The 20014-nt window shown below is 71.6% G+C and carries 20 protein-coding genes; 11 read left to right on the top strand and 9 right to left on the bottom strand.

The features are described from left to right. The first annotated feature begins 11 nt into the window (after positions 1-11). Together ACZ5AJ_RS12605 and ACZ5AJ_RS12600 are read left to right on the top strand one after the other, a co-directional pair. Positions 12-959 carry a DUF4097 family beta strand repeat-containing protein gene (locus ACZ5AJ_RS12605; RefSeq protein ID WP_464135282.1) on the top strand — a complete coding sequence of 316 codons (948 nt, stop codon included), beginning with the start codon at positions 12-14 and terminating at the stop codon, positions 957-959. A 201-nt stretch (positions 960-1160) separates the two neighbouring features. Continuing rightward, the gene (locus ACZ5AJ_RS12600; RefSeq protein ID WP_464135280.1) at positions 1161-1487 is read left to right on the top strand and encodes a GNAT family N-acetyltransferase; all 327 of its coding nucleotides are present in this window, start codon (positions 1161-1163) and stop codon (positions 1485-1487) included. Positions 1488-1596: 109 nt separating this feature from the next. On the opposite strand, the gene ACZ5AJ_RS12595 is transcribed toward ACZ5AJ_RS12600, so the two are convergent. The 3 genes from ACZ5AJ_RS12595 to ACZ5AJ_RS12585 form a co-directional block, all read right to left on the bottom strand. After that, the gene (locus tag ACZ5AJ_RS12595) at positions 1597-3027 is read right to left on the bottom strand and encodes a carbohydrate-binding domain-containing protein (protein WP_464135279.1); all 1431 of its coding nucleotides are present in this window, start codon (positions 3025-3027) and stop codon (positions 1597-1599) included. A gap of 88 nt (positions 3028-3115) precedes the next feature. Beyond that, positions 3116-4033 (bottom strand): VTC domain-containing protein, encoded by a 918-nt coding sequence (locus tag ACZ5AJ_RS12590; protein ID WP_464135277.1) that lies wholly within the window; start codon positions 4031-4033, stop codon positions 3116-3118. Between the two features lie 38 nt (positions 4034-4071). Then, the gene (locus ACZ5AJ_RS12585; RefSeq protein WP_464135276.1) at positions 4072-4845 is read right to left on the bottom strand and encodes a DUF4956 domain-containing protein; all 774 of its coding nucleotides are present in this window, start codon (positions 4843-4845) and stop codon (positions 4072-4074) included. Between the two features lie 300 nt (positions 4846-5145). Here ACZ5AJ_RS12585 and ACZ5AJ_RS12580 point away from each other — a divergent pair, with 300 nt between their 5' ends. Then, positions 5146-5712 carry a GtrA family protein gene (locus ACZ5AJ_RS12580; RefSeq protein ID WP_464135274.1) on the top strand — a complete coding sequence of 189 codons (567 nt, stop codon included), beginning with the start codon at positions 5146-5148 and terminating at the stop codon, positions 5710-5712. Here the strand turns inward: ACZ5AJ_RS12580 and ACZ5AJ_RS12575 are convergent. Then, entirely contained in the window at positions 5669-5932 is a 264-nt protein-coding gene (locus ACZ5AJ_RS12575; protein WP_464135273.1) for a hypothetical protein, read from the bottom strand. The two genes, ACZ5AJ_RS12580 and ACZ5AJ_RS12575, sit on opposite strands and share 44 nt — an antisense overlap. Before the next feature lie 681 nt (positions 5933-6613). On the opposite strand from ACZ5AJ_RS12575, the gene dnaB reads away from it, so the two are divergent. The 4 genes from dnaB to ACZ5AJ_RS12555 all read left to right on the top strand — a co-directional run bounded on the left by dnaB (position 6614) and on the right by ACZ5AJ_RS12555 (position 10560). Then, positions 6614-7993, top strand: a complete 1380-nt coding sequence (gene dnaB / locus ACZ5AJ_RS12570; protein ID WP_464135271.1) for a replicative DNA helicase — start codon at positions 6614-6616, stop codon at positions 7991-7993. 69 nt (positions 7994-8062) lie between these two features. Then, on the top strand, positions 8063-8452 hold the full coding sequence (locus tag ACZ5AJ_RS12565) for a tautomerase family protein (protein WP_464135270.1): 390 nt from the start codon (positions 8063-8065) through the stop codon (positions 8450-8452). A 151-nt stretch (positions 8453-8603) separates the two neighbouring features. After that, entirely contained in the window at positions 8604-8972 is a 369-nt protein-coding gene (locus ACZ5AJ_RS12560; RefSeq protein WP_464135268.1) for a DUF485 domain-containing protein, read from the top strand. A gap of 1 nt (position 8973) precedes the next feature. Continuing rightward, positions 8974-10560 (top strand): solute symporter family protein, encoded by a 1587-nt coding sequence (locus ACZ5AJ_RS12555; protein WP_464135266.1) that lies wholly within the window; start codon positions 8974-8976, stop codon positions 10558-10560. Between the two features lie 51 nt (positions 10561-10611). On the opposite strand, the gene ACZ5AJ_RS12550 is transcribed toward ACZ5AJ_RS12555, so the two are convergent. The 3 genes from ACZ5AJ_RS12550 to ACZ5AJ_RS12540 all read right to left on the bottom strand — a co-directional run bounded on the left by ACZ5AJ_RS12550 (position 10612) and on the right by ACZ5AJ_RS12540 (position 13107). Then, positions 10612-11187, bottom strand: coding sequence for an NADPH-dependent FMN reductase (locus tag ACZ5AJ_RS12550; RefSeq protein WP_464135264.1), 576 nt, complete (start codon positions 11185-11187; stop codon positions 10612-10614). A gap of 124 nt (positions 11188-11311) precedes the next feature. Then, positions 11312-11830 (bottom strand): DoxX family protein, encoded by a 519-nt coding sequence (locus ACZ5AJ_RS12545; RefSeq protein WP_464135262.1) that lies wholly within the window; start codon positions 11828-11830, stop codon positions 11312-11314. A gap of 185 nt (positions 11831-12015) precedes the next feature. Continuing rightward, positions 12016-13107, bottom strand: coding sequence for a hypothetical protein (locus ACZ5AJ_RS12540; protein WP_464135261.1), 1092 nt, complete (start codon positions 13105-13107; stop codon positions 12016-12018). A 142-nt stretch (positions 13108-13249) separates the two neighbouring features. On the opposite strand from ACZ5AJ_RS12540, the gene ACZ5AJ_RS12535 reads away from it, so the two are divergent. From ACZ5AJ_RS12535 to ACZ5AJ_RS12525, 3 genes are all read left to right on the top strand, one after another. Continuing rightward, positions 13250-14707, top strand: coding sequence for an MFS transporter (locus ACZ5AJ_RS12535; RefSeq protein WP_464135259.1), 1458 nt, complete (start codon positions 13250-13252; stop codon positions 14705-14707). 46 nt (positions 14708-14753) lie between these two features. Then, positions 14754-15560, top strand: coding sequence for an alpha/beta hydrolase (locus tag ACZ5AJ_RS12530; RefSeq protein ID WP_464135257.1), 807 nt, complete (start codon positions 14754-14756; stop codon positions 15558-15560). A 98-nt stretch (positions 15561-15658) separates the two neighbouring features. Continuing rightward, complete coding sequence (locus tag ACZ5AJ_RS12525; protein ID WP_464135256.1) at positions 15659-16210, top strand: hypothetical protein; 552 nt, start codon at positions 15659-15661, stop codon at positions 16208-16210. A gap of 76 nt (positions 16211-16286) precedes the next feature. On the opposite strand, the gene ACZ5AJ_RS12520 is transcribed toward ACZ5AJ_RS12525, so the two are convergent. Beyond that, on the bottom strand, positions 16287-16550 hold the full coding sequence (locus ACZ5AJ_RS12520; protein WP_464135254.1) for a hypothetical protein: 264 nt from the start codon (positions 16548-16550) through the stop codon (positions 16287-16289). Positions 16551-16766: 216 nt separating this feature from the next. Between ACZ5AJ_RS12520 and ACZ5AJ_RS12515 the strand changes: the two genes are divergently transcribed. Further along, on the top strand, positions 16767-18200 hold the full coding sequence (locus ACZ5AJ_RS12515) for a serine/threonine protein kinase (RefSeq protein ID WP_464135252.1): 1434 nt from the start codon (positions 16767-16769) through the stop codon (positions 18198-18200). A 98-nt stretch (positions 18201-18298) separates the two neighbouring features. Here the strand turns inward: ACZ5AJ_RS12515 and ACZ5AJ_RS12510 are convergent, their stop codons facing one another. Continuing rightward, a complete protein-coding gene (locus ACZ5AJ_RS12510; RefSeq protein WP_464135251.1) occupies positions 18299-20014 on the bottom strand; it encodes a serine hydrolase domain-containing protein in 1716 nt (571 codons plus the stop codon).

Raw genomic sequence — 20014 nt, 5'->3', positions numbered from 1 at the left:
GGAGCATCCCCATGAGCGAGCATCCCGCCGCCGACGCCCCAGACGCCGCCGATCCCACCGCCTCCGAGGGCCCCACCGGCTCCGACAGCGCGAGCGGGGCGGCAGCGGCCGGTCCCGTCGTGCACGAGTTCGTCGCCGACGGACCCATCGATCTGAACGTCCAGAACCTGCGAGGCCGGATCGAGGTACGGGCCGAGCACGGCACCGCGGTGCGCGTCGAGCTGAGCCCTCGCACCGTCGCCGGACGGGAGCTGGTGGACCGCATGACCGTGCGCTTCGAGCACGGCCGTCTGTCCGTGGACGTCCCGCAGAGCGAGGCCGGATTCCTCGGCGCCGGCGTCGGCGGCTTCTTCCGCTCCTTCAGCGGCGACGGTGCGCCGTTCTCGGATCGTCTCGCCGACGGCGTGCGCAGCCTGGTGAGCGGGGCGGAGGGCCTGACCTCGGAGATCGGCATGGAGATCGTGGTGCCGACGGGGTCGCGGGTCGTGCTGACCACCGGGTTCGGGGACCTCCGGGTCAGCGGGGTGCTCGCGAGGCTGGACGCGAAGACCGGTGCGGGCGATGTGGACCTCGAGCGCTCCGCGGAGGAGCGCACCCGGGCCGCGACCGGCAAGGGCGACGTCGCCGTCGGCCCCGTGCGCGGAGATGCGGACCTGAAGTCCGGCATGGGTGCTGTCCGCGCCGCGGATGTCGATGCGCGCCTCGCCGTCACCTGCGGCGCGGGAGATGTGCGGATCGTGCGCGCGGTGGGCGGCCGCCTCGAGCTGCGCACGGGGAAGGGGGAGATCGAGGTCTCGGTCGCCCGGGGCACGGCGGTGAACGTGGATCTCGCGACCGGCCTGGGGGAGCGCGACGTCCGTCTGACCCCGGCCGAGGGGGCTTTCGGTGCCGAGCGCACGCTCGTCGTCGACGCGAAGACCGGCATGGGCGACGTGCGCCTGCTCCGCGTGGTGTCCTGACCTCGCGCCGGGTGCTGCCCGGCCCCATGCGCGCCCGGCCCCACCATGCGTGCCCGGTCTCCTGTCGGCCCTGCATCTCGGACGGCCCGAGCCCCAGCGCCCTGTTCGCGCGGGGGCTCGCTGCCGTACCGTAGAGGTGTCCGTCGCCGTCGCTCCCGCCGACGGCCGGCCCTGAGGCCCGGGCCCGAGGAGGGCAGAGCCATGTCCGCAGATATCGACCGCCCGTCCCCGATCGACCGTCGCGCCGACGTGCACGTGCGCGACAACCGCCGCGCACTGCGCTTCGAGGCCGTGCTGGAGGACGAGATCGTCGGGATCCTGACCTATGAGCGACGCCGGCGAGTCCTGGAGATCGTCCACACCGTCACCGATCCCGAGCATCGCCGGGTGGGTGTCGCCTCGGTGCTCGTGCGGACCGTTCTCGCCGAGGCGCGCGCCCAGGAGCTGCAGGTCCGAGTGATCTGCCCCTTCGTGGAGAGCTGGCTCCAGCGTCATCCCGAGCAGGCCGACGGGCTCATCGTCGACTGATCCGGTGGGCCGCGGTCCGAGCCGACGCGCCCCACTCCGAGCCGACGGGCCCCACTCCGAGCCGGAGGGCCGCACTCCGAGCCGGAGGGCCGCACTCCGAGCCGGCGGTTCACTGCCCGAGCTCGGAGCCTCCGCCGCCCTGGCCGGCCTCCATGCCGCCGCCCATCCCATCGCCCTGGCCGCCCATGCCGCCGCCCATGCCGGAGCTGAGCTCATCGGCCGACGTGACCTCGGTGCCGTTCGCGGTGACGGTCGCGCCGTCGAGGGTGATGTCGCCATTGGCGTCGACGGCGGAGTCGCCCCCGTTGTCGGCGCTGGTGATGTCGATGGTCCCGCCCGTCAGGGAGACGGAGCCGTTGGAGTCCAGACCATCGAAGTCGGCGGAGATGGTCAGCTCGCCGCCGGAGACGTAGAGCCAGGAGCCGTCGTCGGCCTCACGGTCGTAGCCCTCCTGCTCGGAGGCCTCCTCCCCGGAGACCAGGGTCGCCTGGGTGGCGTTGATGCCGTCGTCGGCGGCGGTGATGTCGACGGTGCCGCCGGCGATGACGACGTCCTCGGCCTCGATGCCCTCGTCGGAGTTCTCGATGGTGAGCGTTCCGCCGTCGATCCGGAAGGCCTGCTCGGCGTCGACGCCCTCGTCCTCGGAGTCGATGGTGATGGTGCCGCCGCTGATCAGCACCCAGCCGCGGTCCTCGTCCTCGTAGTTGTCGGACTTGAGGGCGTCTCCCGTGCTGGTGATCGTGAGGGTGCCGTCGAGGATGGAGATGTAGTCCTTGCCGCGGATCGCGTCGTCGGCCGCGGTGACGGTGATGTCGCCCGAGGCGATGACCAGGCCGTCCTTGGTGCTGATGCCGTCGTTCGCATTCCCCGTGACCTCGAGGGAGCCGCTGCCGGCGATCGTGAGGTCGGAGGCGGAGGAGATCGCGGCGACGGGCGTGGCGTCGTCGGCGACCTCGTAGGAGGAGCCGTCGGCGACCGTGTTCGAGGTGCCGTCCTCGAGGTGCAGGGTGACCTCGTCGGCCTCGTCCACGGTGATCGCCGAGCTGCTCGAGGAGGTGATCGACGCGTCGTCGAGGATGATCGTGACGGTCTCGTCCTCCGGGGCGTCGACCACGAGATGGCCGTCGGAGAGCGTCCCGGAGACCCGGTAGACGCCGCCGGCGGTGACGGTGACGGTCGAGCCGTCGACCGTCACCGCCTCGGAGCCCGAGCTGGAGCCGTCGTCGGACAGCGTGATCGTCTGCTCCTCGGAGGAGTCCCAGACCAGGTCGTCATCGTCGAAGTGGGTGTCGAGCGAGGACAGGTCCAGCGTCGAGAGCAGGTCGTTGGGCGAGTCGCCGTCGGCGACCGTCGACGCCGTGGCGGCCGAGCCGTCGGAGGTGCTCACCGCCGAGCTCTCCGATTCTGCCGACGAGGCCGAGCCGTCCGAGGAGACGGCGGTGCAGGCGGCCAGGGCCATGGCGGCCGCTCCGGCAGCCAGGACGGCGGTCGCTCGGCGGATGCCGCGCAGGCCGGACAGGTTCTTGCGAGTGCTGGACATGGGTTCCTCCGGTATGGGAGCTCGGGCCGGCCGACGGGCCGACGGTGCAGGGCCGACGACCGATGCCTCCGGCCGTCATCTGATGCCTTCAGCCTGCGGATCGGACCTGTGTCGCAGCCATGCGCGATGAGTGGCGAGCCTGTGGGGTCACCTCGAGGTCGCCGAGGGTCCGATGCCACTTGTTCGACGGCAGCTCCGGGTCGTAGAGCGCGAGGCCCGTCGCATACTTCGAGACCTTCGTGGGGCGGTGCCCGGCGGCCCACAGCATGCGGTCCGGCAGACCGGGGCGTCGCCCGGCCTTGGTCTCGACGATCACCTGATCGGGCAGGGAGCGGTCCGTGCCCGACGGGCTCGTCCAGGTGAGGTTCCCGTCGATGGTCAGACGTGATTCCTCGTCCTCGACCAGCAGCGTGACACGGTCATAGGCGGTGCTGAGGGCGGGGCGGAGCACCGTCGTCGGCACCTCGCAGCCGGCGCCTGCGAGAGTCTCGAGCGTGAAGGCGAGGGCCTCGCCGCGCAGCGCGCCGTCGGCGTGGTCGGCAGCGGCCTGCCCAGCGGCGACCTGCTCAGAGGCGGTGGGACTCGCAGCGGCCGGGTCGGTGATGGCCTGCGCCGTGGAGACGACGGGGTCGGGGGCGACGCGCTCAGCGTCGATGCCGATGCGCAGCTTGGTGTTCTCGCCGCGACCGGTGCGGGTCTTGACCTCGAGGAACGAGGTCCCCGTGTCGAGGTAGTCGCGCCGACGGACCTTCCAGCGGCGACGACGCCCCGTGGCGGCCGCCCGGTAGGAGGCGTAGTCGGGGGTGTCGTAGTAGACGGAGCGGTAGCCGAAGGAGCGTCGACCGTCGATCTCCAGGACCCGCACCCCGCCGTCCAGACCCGCGAGGAGCTCGGCGGCCGCGGCGCGGGGCACCAGGTACTTGCGATCCACACGCGTCATGAGTGCAGCGCGCAGACCGATCTCCTCGAGCGAGATGGCCGGGACGGAGTCGAGACGGCTGCGCATGCGCGGACCCTGATCGGGACGATCCTCGTCCGCCGGGCTCATCGGGCCACCGCCGGGATCGTGTCCGCCACGGGGGCGGCGGAGGCGGACGGGACGGAGGTGGTCGGGACGGAAGCGGTCGGGACGGACGTCGCGGGGACCGACTCCGCAGGCACCGTGGGGGCGGGGGAGGCGGCATGGGCCGTGCTCGGCGCGGCGGCGGGCTGCGGCAGGGTGCGGGCGTCGGCCTTCTCGGCGGCGGCCCGGGCGCGGGCGGCGCGCTCTCGGGCCGGCCGCAGCCGGTAGCGGACGTCGGCGACGGTGGTGTCGGTGACGAAGTCCAGCTTGATGACGCTCAGGGCCGTGACCCGGGCGTCCAGGGTCTCGCTGAAGTGCTGCTTCAGCGCGTCCTCGTCGGCGATCGCGCGATCGGCCACGATCACCTGACGCCGGTGCATGCCCAGCAGCTTCGGATGGTCCACGACCGCGAGGGTCCCGACGATCACGACGATGAACGCGACCGAGGTCCAGGACGGCACCGTCGTCAGACCGGAGACCAGGCCCAGGGCGAGCATCGCGAAGTAATAGGCGATCTCGTGCTGAGCCAGCTCGTCGGAGCGCAGACGGATGATCGAGAGCACGCCGAACAGGCCGAGCCCGAGACCCGCCGTGACCGAGGAGCCGGTCAGCAGGGCGGATACGGCCAGGACGCCGACGTTGATGCCGAGGAAGGCGACGACCAGGTCGCGTCGGCGGTGGCGGGGCCAGTAGATCCCGAAGGTCAGGACCAGGGCGGCGACGATGTCCAGAGCGTAGAGCGCTGCGACGGGCATGATGGGTCTCCTCGTGGTGTCGTGGTGCCTCGAAAGACTCCGGGTGCATCCTGTGCATCTGCTATGTCCGCCCTGTCGTGGGTGTATGAGAGGTGAACAGACGGTGGCGCACAGGCGGCTGCGAGCCGCTGACCTGCACGATCTCCTCTCCGGTCCCGCTCTCTCCGATGCCGGATGGCGGGGACGCCGGCGCGCCGCGGCCTGCTGCCCGGGCGTCGGGCCCGGATCCGGTGCCCCGCAGCGCTCTCGGACCGCGGTCAGGGCCGAACGATCACAGGTTCATGGTCGAAGCTGTGTCCCATGGATCCGTCCCCTGCTGCGCTCGCACGCCCCCGCGACCTCGCGCAGCAGGACGCCGCACAGCAGCCGGCAGGATCCCGGACGGCACGTCCCTGGACGGCGACCTCGAGCCCGCGCACCGTCCCCCTGGACGGGTCGGCGGCCGGTCCGCGCGTGCAGGGGCTCGGGGCGATGCTCAAGGGCCTTCTGCGCGGACGGGCGCCGGTGCTCGGCTTCGCCGCCTCGAGCGCCGGCTGCTTCGTCGTCGACACCGGGCTGTTCATGCTGTTCGTCGGCCTCGGCCTGCCGACGCTCGGCGCTCTCGCCGCGGGACGGGCGCTGTCGTCGGCGATGACCTTCTCCGTGAACCGCTGGGTCATCTTCACCGGCGGTCGGCGCACCCCGCTGCTGCGCTCCCTGCTCCAGTACGCCGCGCTGGTGGCGGTCGTGCTCATCGGCGGCATGGTCGTGATCGACGTGCTCGAGGCGATGGGCGTCCCCGTCCTCATCGCGAAGGTCGTCGCGGACCTGGTCCTGTTCGTGCTCAGCTATGCGGTGCAGCGCTTCGTCGTCTTCCGCGGTCGATGACCTCCTCGACCACTCGCCACACCAGCAGGATCCCCACCGCGACGAGCAGCACCCAGTACTCCGTGAGCACCGAGATCACCCCGGTGACCAGCAGTGCCACGATGTAGACGACGTCCAGCACCCGCTCCGAGACGCCCAGCAGCCGTGCACCCCAGCGGCCCCTGAGCAGGCGCAGCAGGAGCAGTGCGAGCACCACCAGGACGACGACGTACTTGACCACGGTGCTCCTCGGAGGCGGACGGGACCGGACTCGGCCGGACGGGCTGGGCCGGATGGGGCCGGGCCGGATGGGACTGGGCCGGATGGGGCCTGATGGGGCCTGATGGGGCCGGGCCCGCTCCGGCGGACGGGACGAGCCTAGTCGGCCTCCCTCTCCGCTTTCTCCGCCCTCACCGCCGTCCGGGCCCGTCACCCCTCGCCCGTCACCCCTCGCCCGTCGCTCGTGGCCCGTCGCCCGCGTGGAGCAGTGTCCGTCTACCGTCGCTTGAATGCTCTGTGAACGGCGGTAGACGGACACTGCTCACGGGAGAGTGCTGGCGAGGCATGGTGGGGCTGGTGGGCCCTGCGGTTCCCGGCTCGTATGGCTCCGGCATCGGGACGGGCGATGAATATGCCGCCCTCGGTCACCCGCACTCGGTCACTCGCCCTCGGCACCTGGCCCTCGACCCCTCGGCCCCGGCTCCGATGTCAGAGGGAGCAGTGTCCTTCTACCGCCGCTCGGAGAGCTCCCGAGCGGTGGTAGACGGACACTGCTCGCCCGTGGCCCGGTCTCCATCTCCTGCGGGAGAAGGCGGAGGGGCGTCGCTCTCCATCCCTGGGAGCTCCGCGGGAGATGAGCATCTGTCCACAGTCCGGGGCGGCGTCGGGACTGCCGCGCGGAATCCCTTCCTACACTGTTCCGGTGACGTCGAACGAAGCCTTTGAAGCCGGACCGGACCGCGGGCTGGAGCGCACCCCGCCCCAGGACCTCAATGCCGAGCGCGGTGTGCTCGGCGGCATGATGCTCTCCAAGGATGCGATCGCCGACGTCGTCGAGACGGTCCGCGGCAACGACTTCTACCGGCCCGCGCACGAGATGATCTTCGAGGCCATCATCGACCTGTACGGGCGCGGTGAGCCCGCTGACCTCGTGACCGTCTCCGACGAGCTCTCCAAGCGCGGCGAGCTGCAGCGCGTGGGCGGCGGGGCCTACCTCGCGGACCTCATCGACATGGTCCCCACGGCCGCGAACGCCGGCTTCTACGCGGAGATCGTCGTCGAGCGAGCCCAGCTGAGGCGTCTGGTCGAGGCCGGCACCCGCATCGTCCAGCTCGGCTACGCGGCCGACGGCGGCGAGGTCGACGAGGTCATCAACGAGGCCCAGGCGCAGATCTACTCGGTGACCGAGCGCGGCCAGAGCGAGGACTTCGTGCCGCTCGGCGAGGTCATCGACGAGACCCTCAACCAGATCGAGGCGACGCAGAACCGCGGCGGCCAGGTCACCGGCGTCCCCACGGGCTTCGCGGAGTTCGATGAGCTCACCCAGGGCCTGCACGGCGGTCAGATGATCATCTTCGCGGGGCGCCCCGCCATGGGCAAGACGACCCTGGGCATGGACGTGCTGCGCTCCGCGGCGATCCACAACGGCAAGGCGGCGGTCATCTTCTCCCTCGAGATGGACAAGACCGAGATCACGATGCGCCTGCTCGCCGCGGAGGCGCAGGTGCCGATGAACCGCATGCGCGACGGCTCCATGGACGATCGCGACTGGCAGGCGATGGCCCGCGCGATGAGCCGCATCGCGGACGCCCCGCTGTTCATGGACGACTCGGCGAACATGTCGCTGATGGAGATCCGGGCCAAGTGCCGGCGTCTGAAGCAGAAGCACGACCTCAAGCTGGTGGTCATCGACTACCTGCAGCTGATGAGCTCGGGCAAGAAGGTCGAGTCCCGTCAGCAGGAGGTCTCGGAGTTCTCGCGTGCGCTGAAGCTGCTGGCGAAGGAGATCGAGGTGCCCGTCATCGCGATCTCGCAGCTCAACCGCGGCAGCGAGCAGCGCACCGACAAGACCCCGATGATGAGCGACCTGCGCGAGTCCGGATCGATCGAGCAGGACGCCGACCTCATCGTCCTGATCCACCGCGAGGACTACTACGAGAAGGAGTCCGCGCGCGCCGGCGAAGCCGATCTGATCGTGGCCAAGCACCGCAACGGCGCCACCAAGACCATCTCGGTCGCCTTCGAGGGCCACTACTCCCGGTTCAAGGACATGGCCGGCACGGGCGGCGGATTCAGCGGCTGACCGGCAGGGCGGCTGACGGGCGAGCGGCTGGCAGGTGAGCTGGCATCGGGTCGCGACTATCGTGATCCCATGGCGCAGATCACCGTGCACGGACATGCTGGACCGCTGGAGCGGCGGCGCCCCGCCCTGTCCGACGCGATCCAGGAGGCTCTCGTCGAAGCGCTCGACTACCCGCCCGAGAAGCGGTTCCAGCGCTTCGTGGCGCTCGCCGACGAGGACTTCGTCCACCCCGAGGACCGCGGCGCGGACTACACGATCATCGAGATCTCGATCTTCGAGGGGCGCAGCGAGCAGGCCCGCCGACGGCTGATCCGGGAGCTCTTCGCGCGCGTCGAGGAGAAGGCGGGCATCTCCCCGCACAGCCTCGAGATCACGATCACCGAGACCCCTCGGGTCAACTGGGGGATCCGCGGTCAGAACGCCGCCGACCTCGCGCTCGGCTACCGCGTCGACGTCTGAGGCGGTGCTCCGGCTCGTGTCCGGATGCGCCATTGATCCGCCTGCGTTGTCCACAACCCCCTTGTGACTCCGCTCACTCCTGATGCGTTCGCACCACGTCCGGGCCGCTGGCCGCCCGGGCGGCCATGAGCAGAACGAAGGAGTTGTGCCTGTGACATCCCCCGGCCCCGACCCTGCTGTCGAAGGGGCTCCCCCCGCCCCCGCCGAACCCACCCTCGAGCAGTTCCTCGCCGTGCAGCGCTCGGAGCGCTTCATCGGCCTGCGCCGCAGCTTCCGCGGCTTCGCCTTCCCCATGACCGTCGCGTTCCTGGTCTGGTACCTCGGCTATGTGCTGCTGTCGACCTACGCGACGGGCTTCATGTCCACCCCGGTCCTCGGCAACCTCAACCTCGGGCTCCTGCTGGGCCTGAGCCAGTTCCTGATGACCTTCCTGATCACCTGGCTGTACATCCGCCACGCGAACCGGTCGCTGGACCCGGTCGCCACGGAGATCCGCGACGAGCTCGAGGGGCAGGGCTGACATGGACTTCGGCAACCCGATCCTGAACATCGCGATCTTCCTGGCCTTCGTGGTGGTGACGCTGTACGTCGTCATCCGCGTCTCGCGGACCACCACCAAGGCCAGCGACTTCTACCACGGAGGCCGCGCCTTCTCGGGCCGGCAGAACGGCATCGCCATCGCCGGCGACTACCTCTCGGCGGCCTCGTTCCTCGGCATCGTGGGAGCCGTCGCCCTGTACGGCTACGACGGTCTGCTGTACTCCGTCGGCTTCCTCGTCGCCTGGCTGGTGGCGCTGCTGCTGGTCGCCGAGCCGCTGCGCAACACCGGCAAGTACACGATGGCCGACGTGCTCTCCTTCCGGATGCGCCAGCGGCCCGTGCGCACCGCGGCGGCGACCTCGACGCTCGCCGTCACGTTCTTCTACCTGCTCGCGCAGATGGCGGGCGCCGGGGCCCTGGTCTCGCTGCTGCTCGGCATCGACGGGCGCGCCGGCCAGTCGGTCGTGATCGCCGTCGTCGGCGTCATCATGATCGTGTACGTGCTGATCGGCGGCATGAAGGGCACCACCTGGGTGCAGATCATCAAGGCCGTGCTGCTGATCTGCGCCGTCGGCGTGACCACGGTGTGGATCCTCGCGCAGAACGGCTTCAACCTCTCCCAGGTGCTCGGCAACGCCGTCGACGCCCACCCCGAGGGGTCCGCGATCCTCGAGCCGATGCTGCAGTACGGCACCTCGGGAGCCACCAAGCTCGGCTTCGTCTCGCTCGCGATCGCGCTGGTGTTCGGCGCCGCTGGCCTGCCCCACGTGCTGATGCGCTTCTACACGGTGCCCACCGCCCAGGAGGCCCGGCGCTCGGTGGTCTGGGCGATCGCCCTGATCGGCTTCTTCTACCTGTGCACGCTGGTGCTCGGGTATGCGGCCGCGTACTTGGTCGGCGTCGACGTGATCGGCACGCTGCCGGGCGGCTCCAACGCCGCCGCCCCCGCGCTCGCGTACGCCGTCGGCGGCACCGTGCTGCTGGCGATCATCTCGGCGGTCGCCTTCGCGACGATCCTCGCGGTGGTCGCCGGTCTGACTATCACGGCCTCGGCCTCGTTCGCGCATGACATCTACAACGGAGTCATCAAGAACGGCAAGGCGGATCCGCAGAAGGAGGTCGCCGTGGCCCGCCGCACGGCGCTCGTGATCGGCGGCATCTCGATCGTCGGCGGGATCCTCGCCGCCGAGCAGAACGTCGCCTTCCTGGTCTCGCTCGCCTTCGCGATCGCCGCGAGCGCGAACCTGCCCTCGATCCTGTACTCCCTGTACTGGAAGCGGTTCAACACCCGAGGCTCCGTGTGGAGCATCTACGGCGGTCTGATCAGCGCGGTCGTGCTGATCCTGTTCTCGCCCGTGGTCTCCGGCTCGGAGACGGCGATGTTCCCGGGCGCGGACTTCGCCTGGTTCCCGCTGACGAACCCGGCGATCGTCTCGGTGCCGCTGGGCTTCTTCCTGGGCTGGCTGGGCTCGGTCACCTCGCCGGAGACCGATGAGCTCAAGCAGGCCGAGATGGAGGTCCGCTCCATGACCGGAGCCGGGTCCGAGAAGGCCACCGCCGCGCACTGAGCCGGCGCGCACCGAGCCGCCGCACGAGGAGCCTGCTGCTCAGGCGGAGGCTCAGGCGGAGACGGCCAGGCGCCGCACGGCGGCGACCAGATCGTCGGCCAGGGACCGGGCGCGCTCGATGCGGCGCTCGTCGTCCGCCGGACGGCCGTCGGCATCGAGATCGGTGAACAGTGACAGGCTCAGCTGCGTGCGCACGTCGACCATGTGGAAGTTCGACACGATCGACCGCCAGTGCTCGACGGCGCGGATGCCGTTGTCGGCCCCGTAGGAGATGAAGCCGACGGCCTTGTACCCCCACTCGGGACCGATCGAGTCGAAGGCGTTCTTGAAGGCGCCCGGGATGCTGTGGTTGTACTCCGGCGTCACGAACACGAACCCGTCGCAGGAGTCGATCGCTGCGGACCAGCGCTGCACGCGCTCGTCGTCGTACTGGCGGTCCGCGGCACCGGGCACGACCGCCGAGGTGAGCACCGGCAGGTCGAAGGACTTCAGGTCGATGACCTCGACGTCGACACCATCCGCTGCGCCGGCGGCGCCGGGGGAGGAGACGACCTCCTGGAACCAGCGGGCGATGCTCTCGCCCATGCGTCCCTCGCGGACCGAGCCGATGATGATGCCGATCTTCATGTGTCCCTCCAGAGGACGTCGTGGCACGGAGTGCCGGATGGTGGGGTGATGCGGGAGGTGCAGATGCTGCGGGTGCTGCGGGTGCGGCGGAGGTGAGGGCCGTGCAGCTCGCGGGGCGGAGTGCTCAGGCGCGCCCGCGCCGGTGGCGGCGTCCGCCGCGGTGCCGGAGCGCGTCGACGGAGAACCGGCCCGGGCCGACGGCGGCGAGGAGGAGCGCACCGGCGCCGAGCGCGCCGACGAGCTCCCAGCCGCCCTGGTCGACGAACACGCCCTGCGGGAGATGCACCTGCAGCGTCGCGACCAGCATGTCCACGGCTAGCACGACGCCGACCAGTGGCGTCGCGGCGCCGAGGATCAGCAGCGCACCGCCGATCAGCTCGACGAAGGCGACCAGCGGGCCGGTGACACCGGGCATCGGGATGCCCATGCCGGCGAACGCCTCGGAGACTCCGCCGAGGCTCCACTGGAAGATCTTCTGCCATCCGTGGGCCAGGAAGATCCCGCCGATCACGAGGCGGGCGACGAGCACTCCGAGCTCGCGCAGCAGGCCGGTGGGGCCTCCGGCGGCCGACGAGCGGGCGGACGACGAGGCGGCGGGAGCGGAGGCGGAGGCTGCGAGCGCCTGGTCTGTGGGGGAGGGCATGAGCGTCCTTCCGGGGAGACTGCTGGGGTCGCCCACGGTAGACGAATGTTCAACTAAGTGGGGGGTGACCCTCAGGGGAGTGGTGCGGATCACTCAGTGCTCCGTACGGACTCCCGCCGGTGCAGTGCCGTCAGGCCGGACGGCACCTGTCGGGTCGGAGGGCGCCTGTCGGGCCGGACGGCGCCTCAGGCCAGGCGCAGCCCGGACTCCGCGAGCGTGGCGCGGTCGTGGAGGTCGATGATCCGCCGCTCGAGGGGGTCGGGCTCCGGGCCGTGAGCCTCGACCAGCCGGCATACGGCGGTGCCCTCCGAGACGGTGATGTATCGCTTCACCCATTGCAGGTAGTGGTGGTCCTCCGCCATCCAGGGTCCGGCTCCCGGGCACGGCGGCATGCCCACGCGCCATGGCTTGGGGGTCAGGCGGGCGCGGTAGGAGTCGTGCACGCGGCACAGCAGCACGTACAGCTCGTCGCTGTCGACCTCGGTCATCAGCGCCTGGGCATCGGGACTCTCGGGGCTGAGCCCGGATCCGCTGACCACCATCCGGAAGCCGTTGCGCGTGCGGTACACGCGGACGCCCAGCTCCGGATGCTCCGACGCGAACCGGCCGAGCCGTTCGAGGATCCGGTCATGGGCCTCTCCGCGCTCGCCCTCGCCGCGCAGGCCGAAGGCGTCGGGATCGTCGTCGTCGACGACGGGGATGCCCTGCGTGTTCGTGCGGACCCGGGGCGGGGGAGTGCCGTCGTCGACGTCCCCGCGGAACACTGCTCCGCCGAAGAGCTCCCCTCCGATGTTGGCCGAGCCCTCCTCGGTCCGCGGCATCGTCGAGGGCGCTGCCGCATGTCCGCCGCTGAAGAGCCGGTTCAGCAGGCCCGGGCGCCGCTCGGGCCGGCTCGCCACGGGGACGTGCTGGCCGGTCGGCGGAGGCTCCTTGTCCCGACCGGGAAGATCGATGTCGGTGATCAGCACGGCATCGGTGTTCAGGACGACCGCGCCGTAGCGGTTGCGGGTGATCGCCGCCGCGAGGGTGCCGTCCTCGGCAGTGATCTCGTCGAGGAGCTCCTCGGGCTGGCGCCGGTCGGGGTAGTACTCCCGATCCTTTCGCCAGCGCCGGGGGCCGCCCTCGGCGACGATCCGCCGGAAGCGCTCGTCGGCGTCCCGCTGCGCATCCTCGTGCGAGATCGAGGAGCAGCCGGACATGACCAGATCGAGCGTCTCGCCGTCGGCCGTGGTGACGATCCCCTGGTGGCGAGCCCAGTACCGAGGTAGAGCCTTCATGGGCCCGACCGTACGCCCGAGTGGGCGAAATCACCAGGTCAGAGTGATAACAAGGTCCGACGGGCAGGGGCGATCCGGAGGCGCCGGGTGAGATGCCGGGCAGGCGGTGGCCCCGCCGGAGGGAAAGGTGTAGCAAGGAGGAGTGAGCTCCCCCTGGCCCGCAGACCGCTCTGCCCCGTCCCCGTCCTCGTCGTCGTCCTCATCCGCTCGATGCGCCGTCGACAGCCCGCCCGTCGACAGCCCGCCCGTCGACAGCCCGGCCGTCGGCCCCCCCGCTGCCGGCGTCCCCGTCGTCGACACCGCCGCTGCCGGCGTCCCCGTCGTCGCCGCGCCCGCCGCGCCCGACGCCGCCCCCGGGATCCCCGGGACGGACCCCGCCGAAATCCCCGAGACGGCGCCCGCGCGCGCCGTCGGCATCGGCGGCCTGCTGGCCGTGCTCGCCGTCGGCCTGATGGCCCTGAACCTGCGCCCCGGTGCGACCTCCCTCGGTCCCGTGCTCGCCGACGTCGTCGCCTCCTACGGGATGGGGGCGACCGCCTCGGGCCTCCTGACCGCCCTTCCCTGCCTCGCCTTCGGAGTGCTCGGCGCGGTCGCCGTCCCCGTCGCGCGCCGCCTCGGGCTGACCGGGACCATGGTCGCCTCCTTCGCCCTGGTGGCGGTGGGTCTGCTGCTGCGCCCCGCCGTCGGCTCCTTCGGGGCGTTCCTCGCGCTGTCGGTGCTGGCGCTGATGGGCCCCGCGCTCGGGAACGTGCTGGTCCCGGCATGGATCAAGCGGCACGGACGGGCACGCATCGTGCTGCTGATGACCCTGTACACGATGGTGCTCTCGATCGGCGGCTCGCTCGGCAGCCTGCTCGCCGTCCCCCTCGAGACCGGGGGAGCCGACGGCTGGCGGGACTCCCTGCAGTTCTGGGGCATGATCGCCGTGATCCCGGTGCTCGTGTGGACGGTCGTGCTCACCCGCACCGGGCACGACTTCCCGCCCGCGGAGCCGAGTGCGGAGACCGCCGGGTCCCTGCTGCGCTCGCCGACGGCGATCGTGCTGACCCTCATGTTCGGTCTGCAGGCGATGAACGCCTACACCCAGTTCGGGCTGCTGCCGCAGATCCTCACCTCCTCCGGGATCTCCGCCGCGACCGCCGGCGCCGTCGTCGCCTGCATCGCCGCCTGGGGTCTGGTCGGCGGACTGGTGATGCCCACGGTGATCGCCCGATCACGGCACCTGCCGCAGATCGCGGCACTGTTCGGCGCGCTCACCGCCTCCGGCTACCTCGGTCTGCTGTGGCTGCCGCAGGTGAACCCCTTCGTCTGGGCATCGGTGCTGGGCATCGGAGGCTTCGCCTTCCCGACGGCGATCGCGCTGATCCCCGCCCGTGCACGCAGCGTCGAGGTCACCGCCCGGCTGTCGGGCTTCGTCCAGCCGTTCGGCTACATCCTCGCCGCTCTGGGACCGATCGTCGCCGGTGCGCTGCTGGACGCGACCGGGTCGATCCCGATGATCCTGGTGCTGATGGCATGCACCGGCGTCCTGCTGGGGATCGCGGGGTTCCGCGCCTCCCAGCCCCGCCTCGTCGACGACGAGCTGTCGACGACGAGCTGAGGCGCTGAGCCGACGCGGGAGCCGTGCTCATGGGAGGATGCCGCCCATGAGCACCGGCATCGTGAGCGCCCTGCGGACCCTCGCCTCCCAGCGACCCACCCGCCCCCCGCGCTCGGTCGCGTCGGCCGACCGGGTGCACCGGGAGCGCTTCGCGCACGTACCCGTGACCTGGATCGATCCCGAGCTGCGCTCCCGCGGCACGATCGTCCACGTCCACGGCGGCGCCTTCACCCACGGCGAGACGCGCGAGCACTGGGGCTGGCTGGAGGAGGTCGCGCGCCGCTCCGGCGTCGCGGCCGTGATGATCCACCACCGGATGCCGCCCTCGCACCCGTTCCCGCAGGCCCTCGAGGACGTCGTCGGCGCGATCACCGAGATGGAGCGCGAGCTCGCGCTGCCGTCGGGGGCCTGGGTGCTCTCAGGCGACGAGTCCGGGGCGGCCCTCGCGATCGCCGCCGCCCTCGAGCTCGCCGCCCAGCAGGGACCGACGCCCGCCGCGCTGCTGCTGTCGGCCCCCTGGGTCGACCTCGTCGACCTCGACCGGGTCGACGAGCGCCGACGGGTCGGGGCGCGGCTCTACACCGGAGGATTCCCGCGCGAGGACCCGCGGCTGAGCCCGCTGCTGGCGGACCTCCGCGGTCTCCCGCCTGTCCACCTGAGCGTCGGGGCCGACGACCCCCTCGCCGCCGACGCCCGCGGTCTGCGCGGACGCCTGCTCGAGGCCGGAGTCGACGTCGGATACCACGAGGAGTCCGGCCAGGACGGCGGCTACCCGATCGTCCGCACCGGTGCGGCCTCGCAGCGCGCATGGCGCGATCAGATCTCCGCCGTGCGCGAGGCCCTCGACCGCTGAGCCGAGGTCCTTCCCGGACGGTGAGCCCATGCACGGGCGGCGAAGTCCGGGCCGGACGGCCTCTCCCGCCTGGTCATCGCATCGTTAGCATCTGCAGTATGACCCTCGGCGATCGCGAGGACGGCCGCGCCGTCCTCTGGGACGGACGTTCCCCGGCCTGCGACATCCTCCAGGACCTGCTCCTCCCGCTCGCCCCCGAGGGGACGCTCCGCGTGGCCATCCAGCGCCTGCGCCTGCACGAGCAGGGAGCGCCGACGGGCGAGCACGAGGTCGTCGACGCGGTCGTGGACATCGCAGGGAACCTGGTGGCGGTCTCGATGCAGGACGCGGTGCGGGCCGATGCCGGGCGGGCCCAGCAGCTCGACGACGCGATCCTCGCCCTGTGCGCGGATGTCGAGGAGACCGGTGCCATCGGAGCGGACACCCTCGAGATCGTCATGGACGTCGACGGCGCGATCGCGGTCGGCCTCGGATTCGGTGTCGAGATCGCTCGCGCGGAGCTCACCGAGGGCGCCCGGCATCCGGCGCTGCACGACGGCGCCTTCCATGTGCGCCACAGCGCGCCTCAGCTGGAGGAGCTGCGCGAGCGGCTCGCCCCGCCCGAGCCGAACGCGCTGCGTCGGTGGTGGGACCGGATCCGCCGCCGATGACGCGCAGGCGCGCCTGAGCTCAGCTGCGGGTCCGCGCCCGCCTGCGGGTCAGTGCGCAACTGCGGGTGAGTGCGGATCAGCGCAGATCAGGTCGGTGGGCGTCGGTGCGGCCGGAGTCGGCGTCGAGGCGCCGATGGGTGAGCTGCGCCGCGGAGCGGTCCCGCTCGACCGCGCGGTCGACGAGCTCCTTCTCCTCGGTGGACGGCTCGTCCGGCTGGAGCGCCGTCCACAGCACGAAGCCCGCGGTCAGCACCAGCAGCGCCGCCAGCAGCACACCCATCAGCGGCCAGGAGAACGGGACCGGGTCCCAGAAGCCGTCGGCGCGAAGGATCGGCACCACGGGCCCTCCTCTCCTGCGTGATCGTCGTCGGCGACTCCGTGATCGTCGTCGGAGGCGCGCGCGACCGACGACGGCGGGGCTGGGAGAGCCGGAGCCGTCCCGGGGCTGCCCCGCGTCTGCCCGGGGGATGTCCCCGGCCGCCGCACGCGCGCGCCGTGCACAGAGACGCGGTCAGCATAACGGGGGCGTGTCCGGGGTCTATATGCTGAGGCCCTTATGGCTGACGTGATTGTCGGGCGCTTCGCGCTGATCGACCTGATCGCCAAGGGCGGATCCGGGTCCGTCTGGCGCGCCTGGGACTCGAAGGCGAAGCAGCTGTGCGCAGCGAAGGTGCTGCGTCAGCGGGACTCGGCGGACCTCATGCGCTTCGTGCGCGAGAAGGGCGTCAGCTTCGACCATCCGCATCTGCTGTCCCCCTACGGCTGGGGCGCGGAGGACGAGCATGTGGTCATCGCGATGCCGCTGTGCTCGGGCGGGACCCTCGAGTCCGTCGTCAAGCGTCGCGGCAAGCTCGCCGAGCCGGCCGTCGTCGTCATCCTCGACCAGCTGCTGGACGGTCTCGCCCACATCCACGCCGAGGGCTGGATCCACCGCGACGTGAAGCCCGCGAACATCATGTTCGAGCCGCGCGGCAGCGCCCCGCCGCACTCGCGCCTGGCGGACTTCGGCATCGCGGTGCACGGGTCCGACGTGCGCTTCACCCATGTGGGGATGGTCAACGGAACGCCCGGATACATGGCTCCGGAGCTGTTCGCGATGGCCGATCCTGTGCCCTCCCATGACCTGTATGCGGCGGGCGTGGTCGCGCTGGTCGCCCTGAACGGTCCGATCTCGCTGCGCGACGGCTCCTTCCGGCCCGACGAGCTGAACCAGCACCTGCGAGGGGTGACTCCGAAGCTGTCCGCGGTGATCCGCAGACTGGTCGCCGGGCAGCCCGAGGAGCGCTATCAGGACGCCGCCTCGGTGCGGCGCGACCTTCCACGCGTGCCCCGCGGATATCCGCTCACCCTGGCCGACGGCACCCCGCTCACCTTCCCGGACACGCTCCCTCCGCTGCCCGAGGACGCCCCCGGCTCCCCGCAGGCGGAGCGTGCGGGCCATCAGGGCGCGCCGGACGGCGCAGCCGTCATGGAGGCGATCCGCGTCGGTCAGGTGCAGCGGGCCGCCGACCTCGACGGCGGATCGTCGCGCTCTCACCTGGGCAGTCCCGCGTCAGGCAGTCCTCAGTCGGGCAGTCCCCAGTCAGGCAGTCCCCATTCAGGCAGTCCCCAGACGGGACAGCAGTGGGACGGCCAGGCAGGCGGAGGGCCCGGCGGCTGGTCCGGGAGCGGGCCCGGCCCGCAGGGAGCTCCACCGCCGAAGAGCCCTCCGATTCCTGCCCGGTCCTCCGGCCCGCAGGGGCAGGGACCCTACGGAGGCCGACGGTCGGGGCCTCATCGCGCGCAGCAGGGAGGCCCGCAGCCGGGGACCCGCACTGCTCATCAGCCGATGCGCACTGTGAGCACGGCGAGCCCGTTCGCGGCATCACCGCAGACGGGGCCGCGTCCGTTCGGACGCTCCAGCACCTTCGTCGCGATCGCCCTCGGCGCGGGATCCGCGCTGGTCCTCGGCGCGATCGCAGCTTTCGTGCTGATCATGATCTTCACCTGAGCCGGAGCGCGGCCCCGCTGCCGACGGGGCAGGGGCACGGCTGCTGACGGGGCCGGCGCGCGACTCCCGACTGCTTCGGGGCCCTGTCGCGGCTCGGATCAGCGACTGCTCGGGGTGGGCACGGCGACGGTGTCCAGGCCCTGGATGAGCGCGTCCCGCCGCGGGTCCATCTGCAGATCGATGCGTACTCGCTCGACGTCGGCCGTCCCGTCGACATCGGGATGCGCGGGCAGGGTCCAGCGCAGATGCGCGGGAGTGATCACCTCGGCGTCCTCGGCAGTCAGGTCCTGAAGGGCGCGGGCATCGAGACCGGCAGCCGCGAGTGCGGAGGCGAGCCGGCGCCGACGCTCCGCTCGCGGGATGTCCATGTCCATGGTGTCGGTGAACCAGTCGTCGGCGATCTCCTCGAGGGCTGGGTCGTCGCCGGCATCGGTGCTCGCGCGCAGCCAGTCCAGGGCGGCGGACGCCGCCTGCAGCGTGCGCGCATCCGCCGCTCTCGGCCGCGGTGCGAGGAGCCCGGGCACCTGGTCGCGGAGGATCCGCAGCGCCGCCATCGACAGCGCTGTCACCGGTGCGTACTTGCTGTTGGCGAGGGCTACGATGCCGACTCCGCTGTCGCGGTGCCACACCATGAACGAGCCGTACCCGGGATAGCCGCCCGAATGGGAGATGACCTCGCCGAGGTCCGGGTGGCGCTCCACCACCAGTCCCATGCCGTATGCACGGATGCGGTCGAAGCCGGGGGAGCGGCCGTCCTCCCCCTCAGGCAGCGGCGGAGTGGTCTGGATGCGGTGCATCTGCTGCATCTCACGACGGGACGCGGCGGACAGAAGGGACGCGGCGGACGGCTGGGACGCGGCGGACGGCAGGGAGGAGGAGCCGTCGTCCTCGGCATCGGCGGAGGCGAGGAAGCGCACCCAGGTCGCGATGTCGTCGACGCTGGAGAACAGCCCGGCCATCGCCCCGTAGACGCCGGGGGAGTCCAGGGGCACCGGCTCGAAGCGGGTGGCGTCCTCACGGTCGGCGAGGCGGTGACCGGTGGCGACGCGGCCGTCCTCGAACCTGTCGGCCGTGAAGGACGTCGAGGACATGCCCAGCGGCTCCAGGAACCGTCGACGGATCTGCTCGGCGTACGGCTCCCCGGTGACCTCGTCGATCACGCGCCCGAGGAGCGCGTAGCCGGTGTTCGAGTACTCGAAGCCGGTGCCGGGGCGGTGGACCCGGCCGAGGCCGGAGCCCAGGACCTCGGCGAACTGCTCCCGGGTCATGGATTCCTGGCGGTCGCCCCACGGGTTGTCCGTGACCAGGCCGGCGCTCATCGTCAGCAGCAGACGCAGGGTGATGGGGGCGTCGTCGGGGCCGACGGAGAAGGCGCCGGCCGCCTCCGGCACATGCTGCTCGACGGGGTCGTCCAGGCGAAGACGGCCCTCGTCGCGCAGCGCGAGGATCGTGGCGGCGGTGAAGGACTTCGTCATCGAGGCGATGCGGGAGACCGTCGCCCGGTCCATCTCCCCGGTTCCGGGCGCTCGCTCGCCCGCTCGCAGCTCCTTCGCCCCGGCTGCGCCATCGGCGAGGATCGGATCCTCGTGCTGGTGGCCGCCGATGATGGCCCAGGTGACGCCGGCGGTCCGGTTCTCTCCGACGGCCTCGGAGAAGAGCGCGGCGATCTGCGTGATCACGGGGGCGGGCAGGAGTCCGTCCTGCTCGGCGGGGGCGTCGGTCGGGGCGGAGGCGGAGCCGGGGCCGGATCCTGCGTCGGAGTCAGGATCGATGCGGGAGCGGTACGAGCTGTCGATGGAGGGGGTGGTGGACAT

Source organism: Brachybacterium zhongshanense, from assembly GCF_055385755.1.
This window is presented reverse-complemented; position numbering and strand designations above follow the sequence as displayed.

What these genes read in the sequence shown, in the direction of transcription:
- ACZ5AJ_RS12580 (WP_464135274.1), top strand. Translation starts at nt 5,146, where the DNA reads ATGGATCCGTCCCCTGCTGCGCTCGCACGCCCCCGCGACCTCGCGCAG.
- ACZ5AJ_RS12550 (WP_464135264.1), bottom strand. Translation starts at nt 11,187, where the DNA reads ATGAAGATCGGCATCATCATCGGCTCGGTCCGCGAGGGACGCATGGGC.
- ACZ5AJ_RS12595 (WP_464135279.1), bottom strand. Translation starts at nt 3,027, where the DNA reads ATGTCCAGCACTCGCAAGAACCTGTCCGGCCTGCGCGGCATCCGCCGA.
- ACZ5AJ_RS12540 (WP_464135261.1), bottom strand. Translation starts at nt 13,107, where the DNA reads ATGAAGGCTCTACCTCGGTACTGGGCTCGCCACCAGGGGATCGTCACC.
- ACZ5AJ_RS12605 (WP_464135282.1), top strand. Translation starts at nt 12, where the DNA reads ATGAGCGAGCATCCCGCCGCCGACGCCCCAGACGCCGCCGATCCCACC.
- ACZ5AJ_RS12585 (WP_464135276.1), bottom strand. Translation starts at nt 4,845, where the DNA reads ATGCCCGTCGCAGCGCTCTACGCTCTGGACATCGTCGCCGCCCTGGTC.
- ACZ5AJ_RS12530 (WP_464135257.1), top strand. Translation starts at nt 14,754, where the DNA reads ATGAGCACCGGCATCGTGAGCGCCCTGCGGACCCTCGCCTCCCAGCGA.
- ACZ5AJ_RS12555 (WP_464135266.1), top strand. Translation starts at nt 8,974, where the DNA reads ATGGACTTCGGCAACCCGATCCTGAACATCGCGATCTTCCTGGCCTTC.
- ACZ5AJ_RS12515 (WP_464135252.1), top strand. Translation starts at nt 16,767, where the DNA reads ATGGCTGACGTGATTGTCGGGCGCTTCGCGCTGATCGACCTGATCGCC.
- ACZ5AJ_RS12565 (WP_464135270.1), top strand. Translation starts at nt 8,063, where the DNA reads ATGGCGCAGATCACCGTGCACGGACATGCTGGACCGCTGGAGCGGCGG.
- ACZ5AJ_RS12590 (WP_464135277.1), bottom strand. Translation starts at nt 4,033, where the DNA reads ATGCGCAGCCGTCTCGACTCCGTCCCGGCCATCTCGCTCGAGGAGATC.
- ACZ5AJ_RS12545 (WP_464135262.1), bottom strand. Translation starts at nt 11,830, where the DNA reads ATGCCCTCCCCCACAGACCAGGCGCTCGCAGCCTCCGCCTCCGCTCCC.
- ACZ5AJ_RS12510 (WP_464135251.1), bottom strand. Translation starts at nt 20,014, where the DNA reads ATGTCCACCACCCCCTCCATCGACAGCTCGTACCGCTCCCGCATCGAT.
- ACZ5AJ_RS12525 (WP_464135256.1), top strand. Translation starts at nt 15,659, where the DNA reads ATGACCCTCGGCGATCGCGAGGACGGCCGCGCCGTCCTCTGGGACGGA.
- ACZ5AJ_RS12600 (WP_464135280.1), top strand. Translation starts at nt 1,161, where the DNA reads ATGTCCGCAGATATCGACCGCCCGTCCCCGATCGACCGTCGCGCCGAC.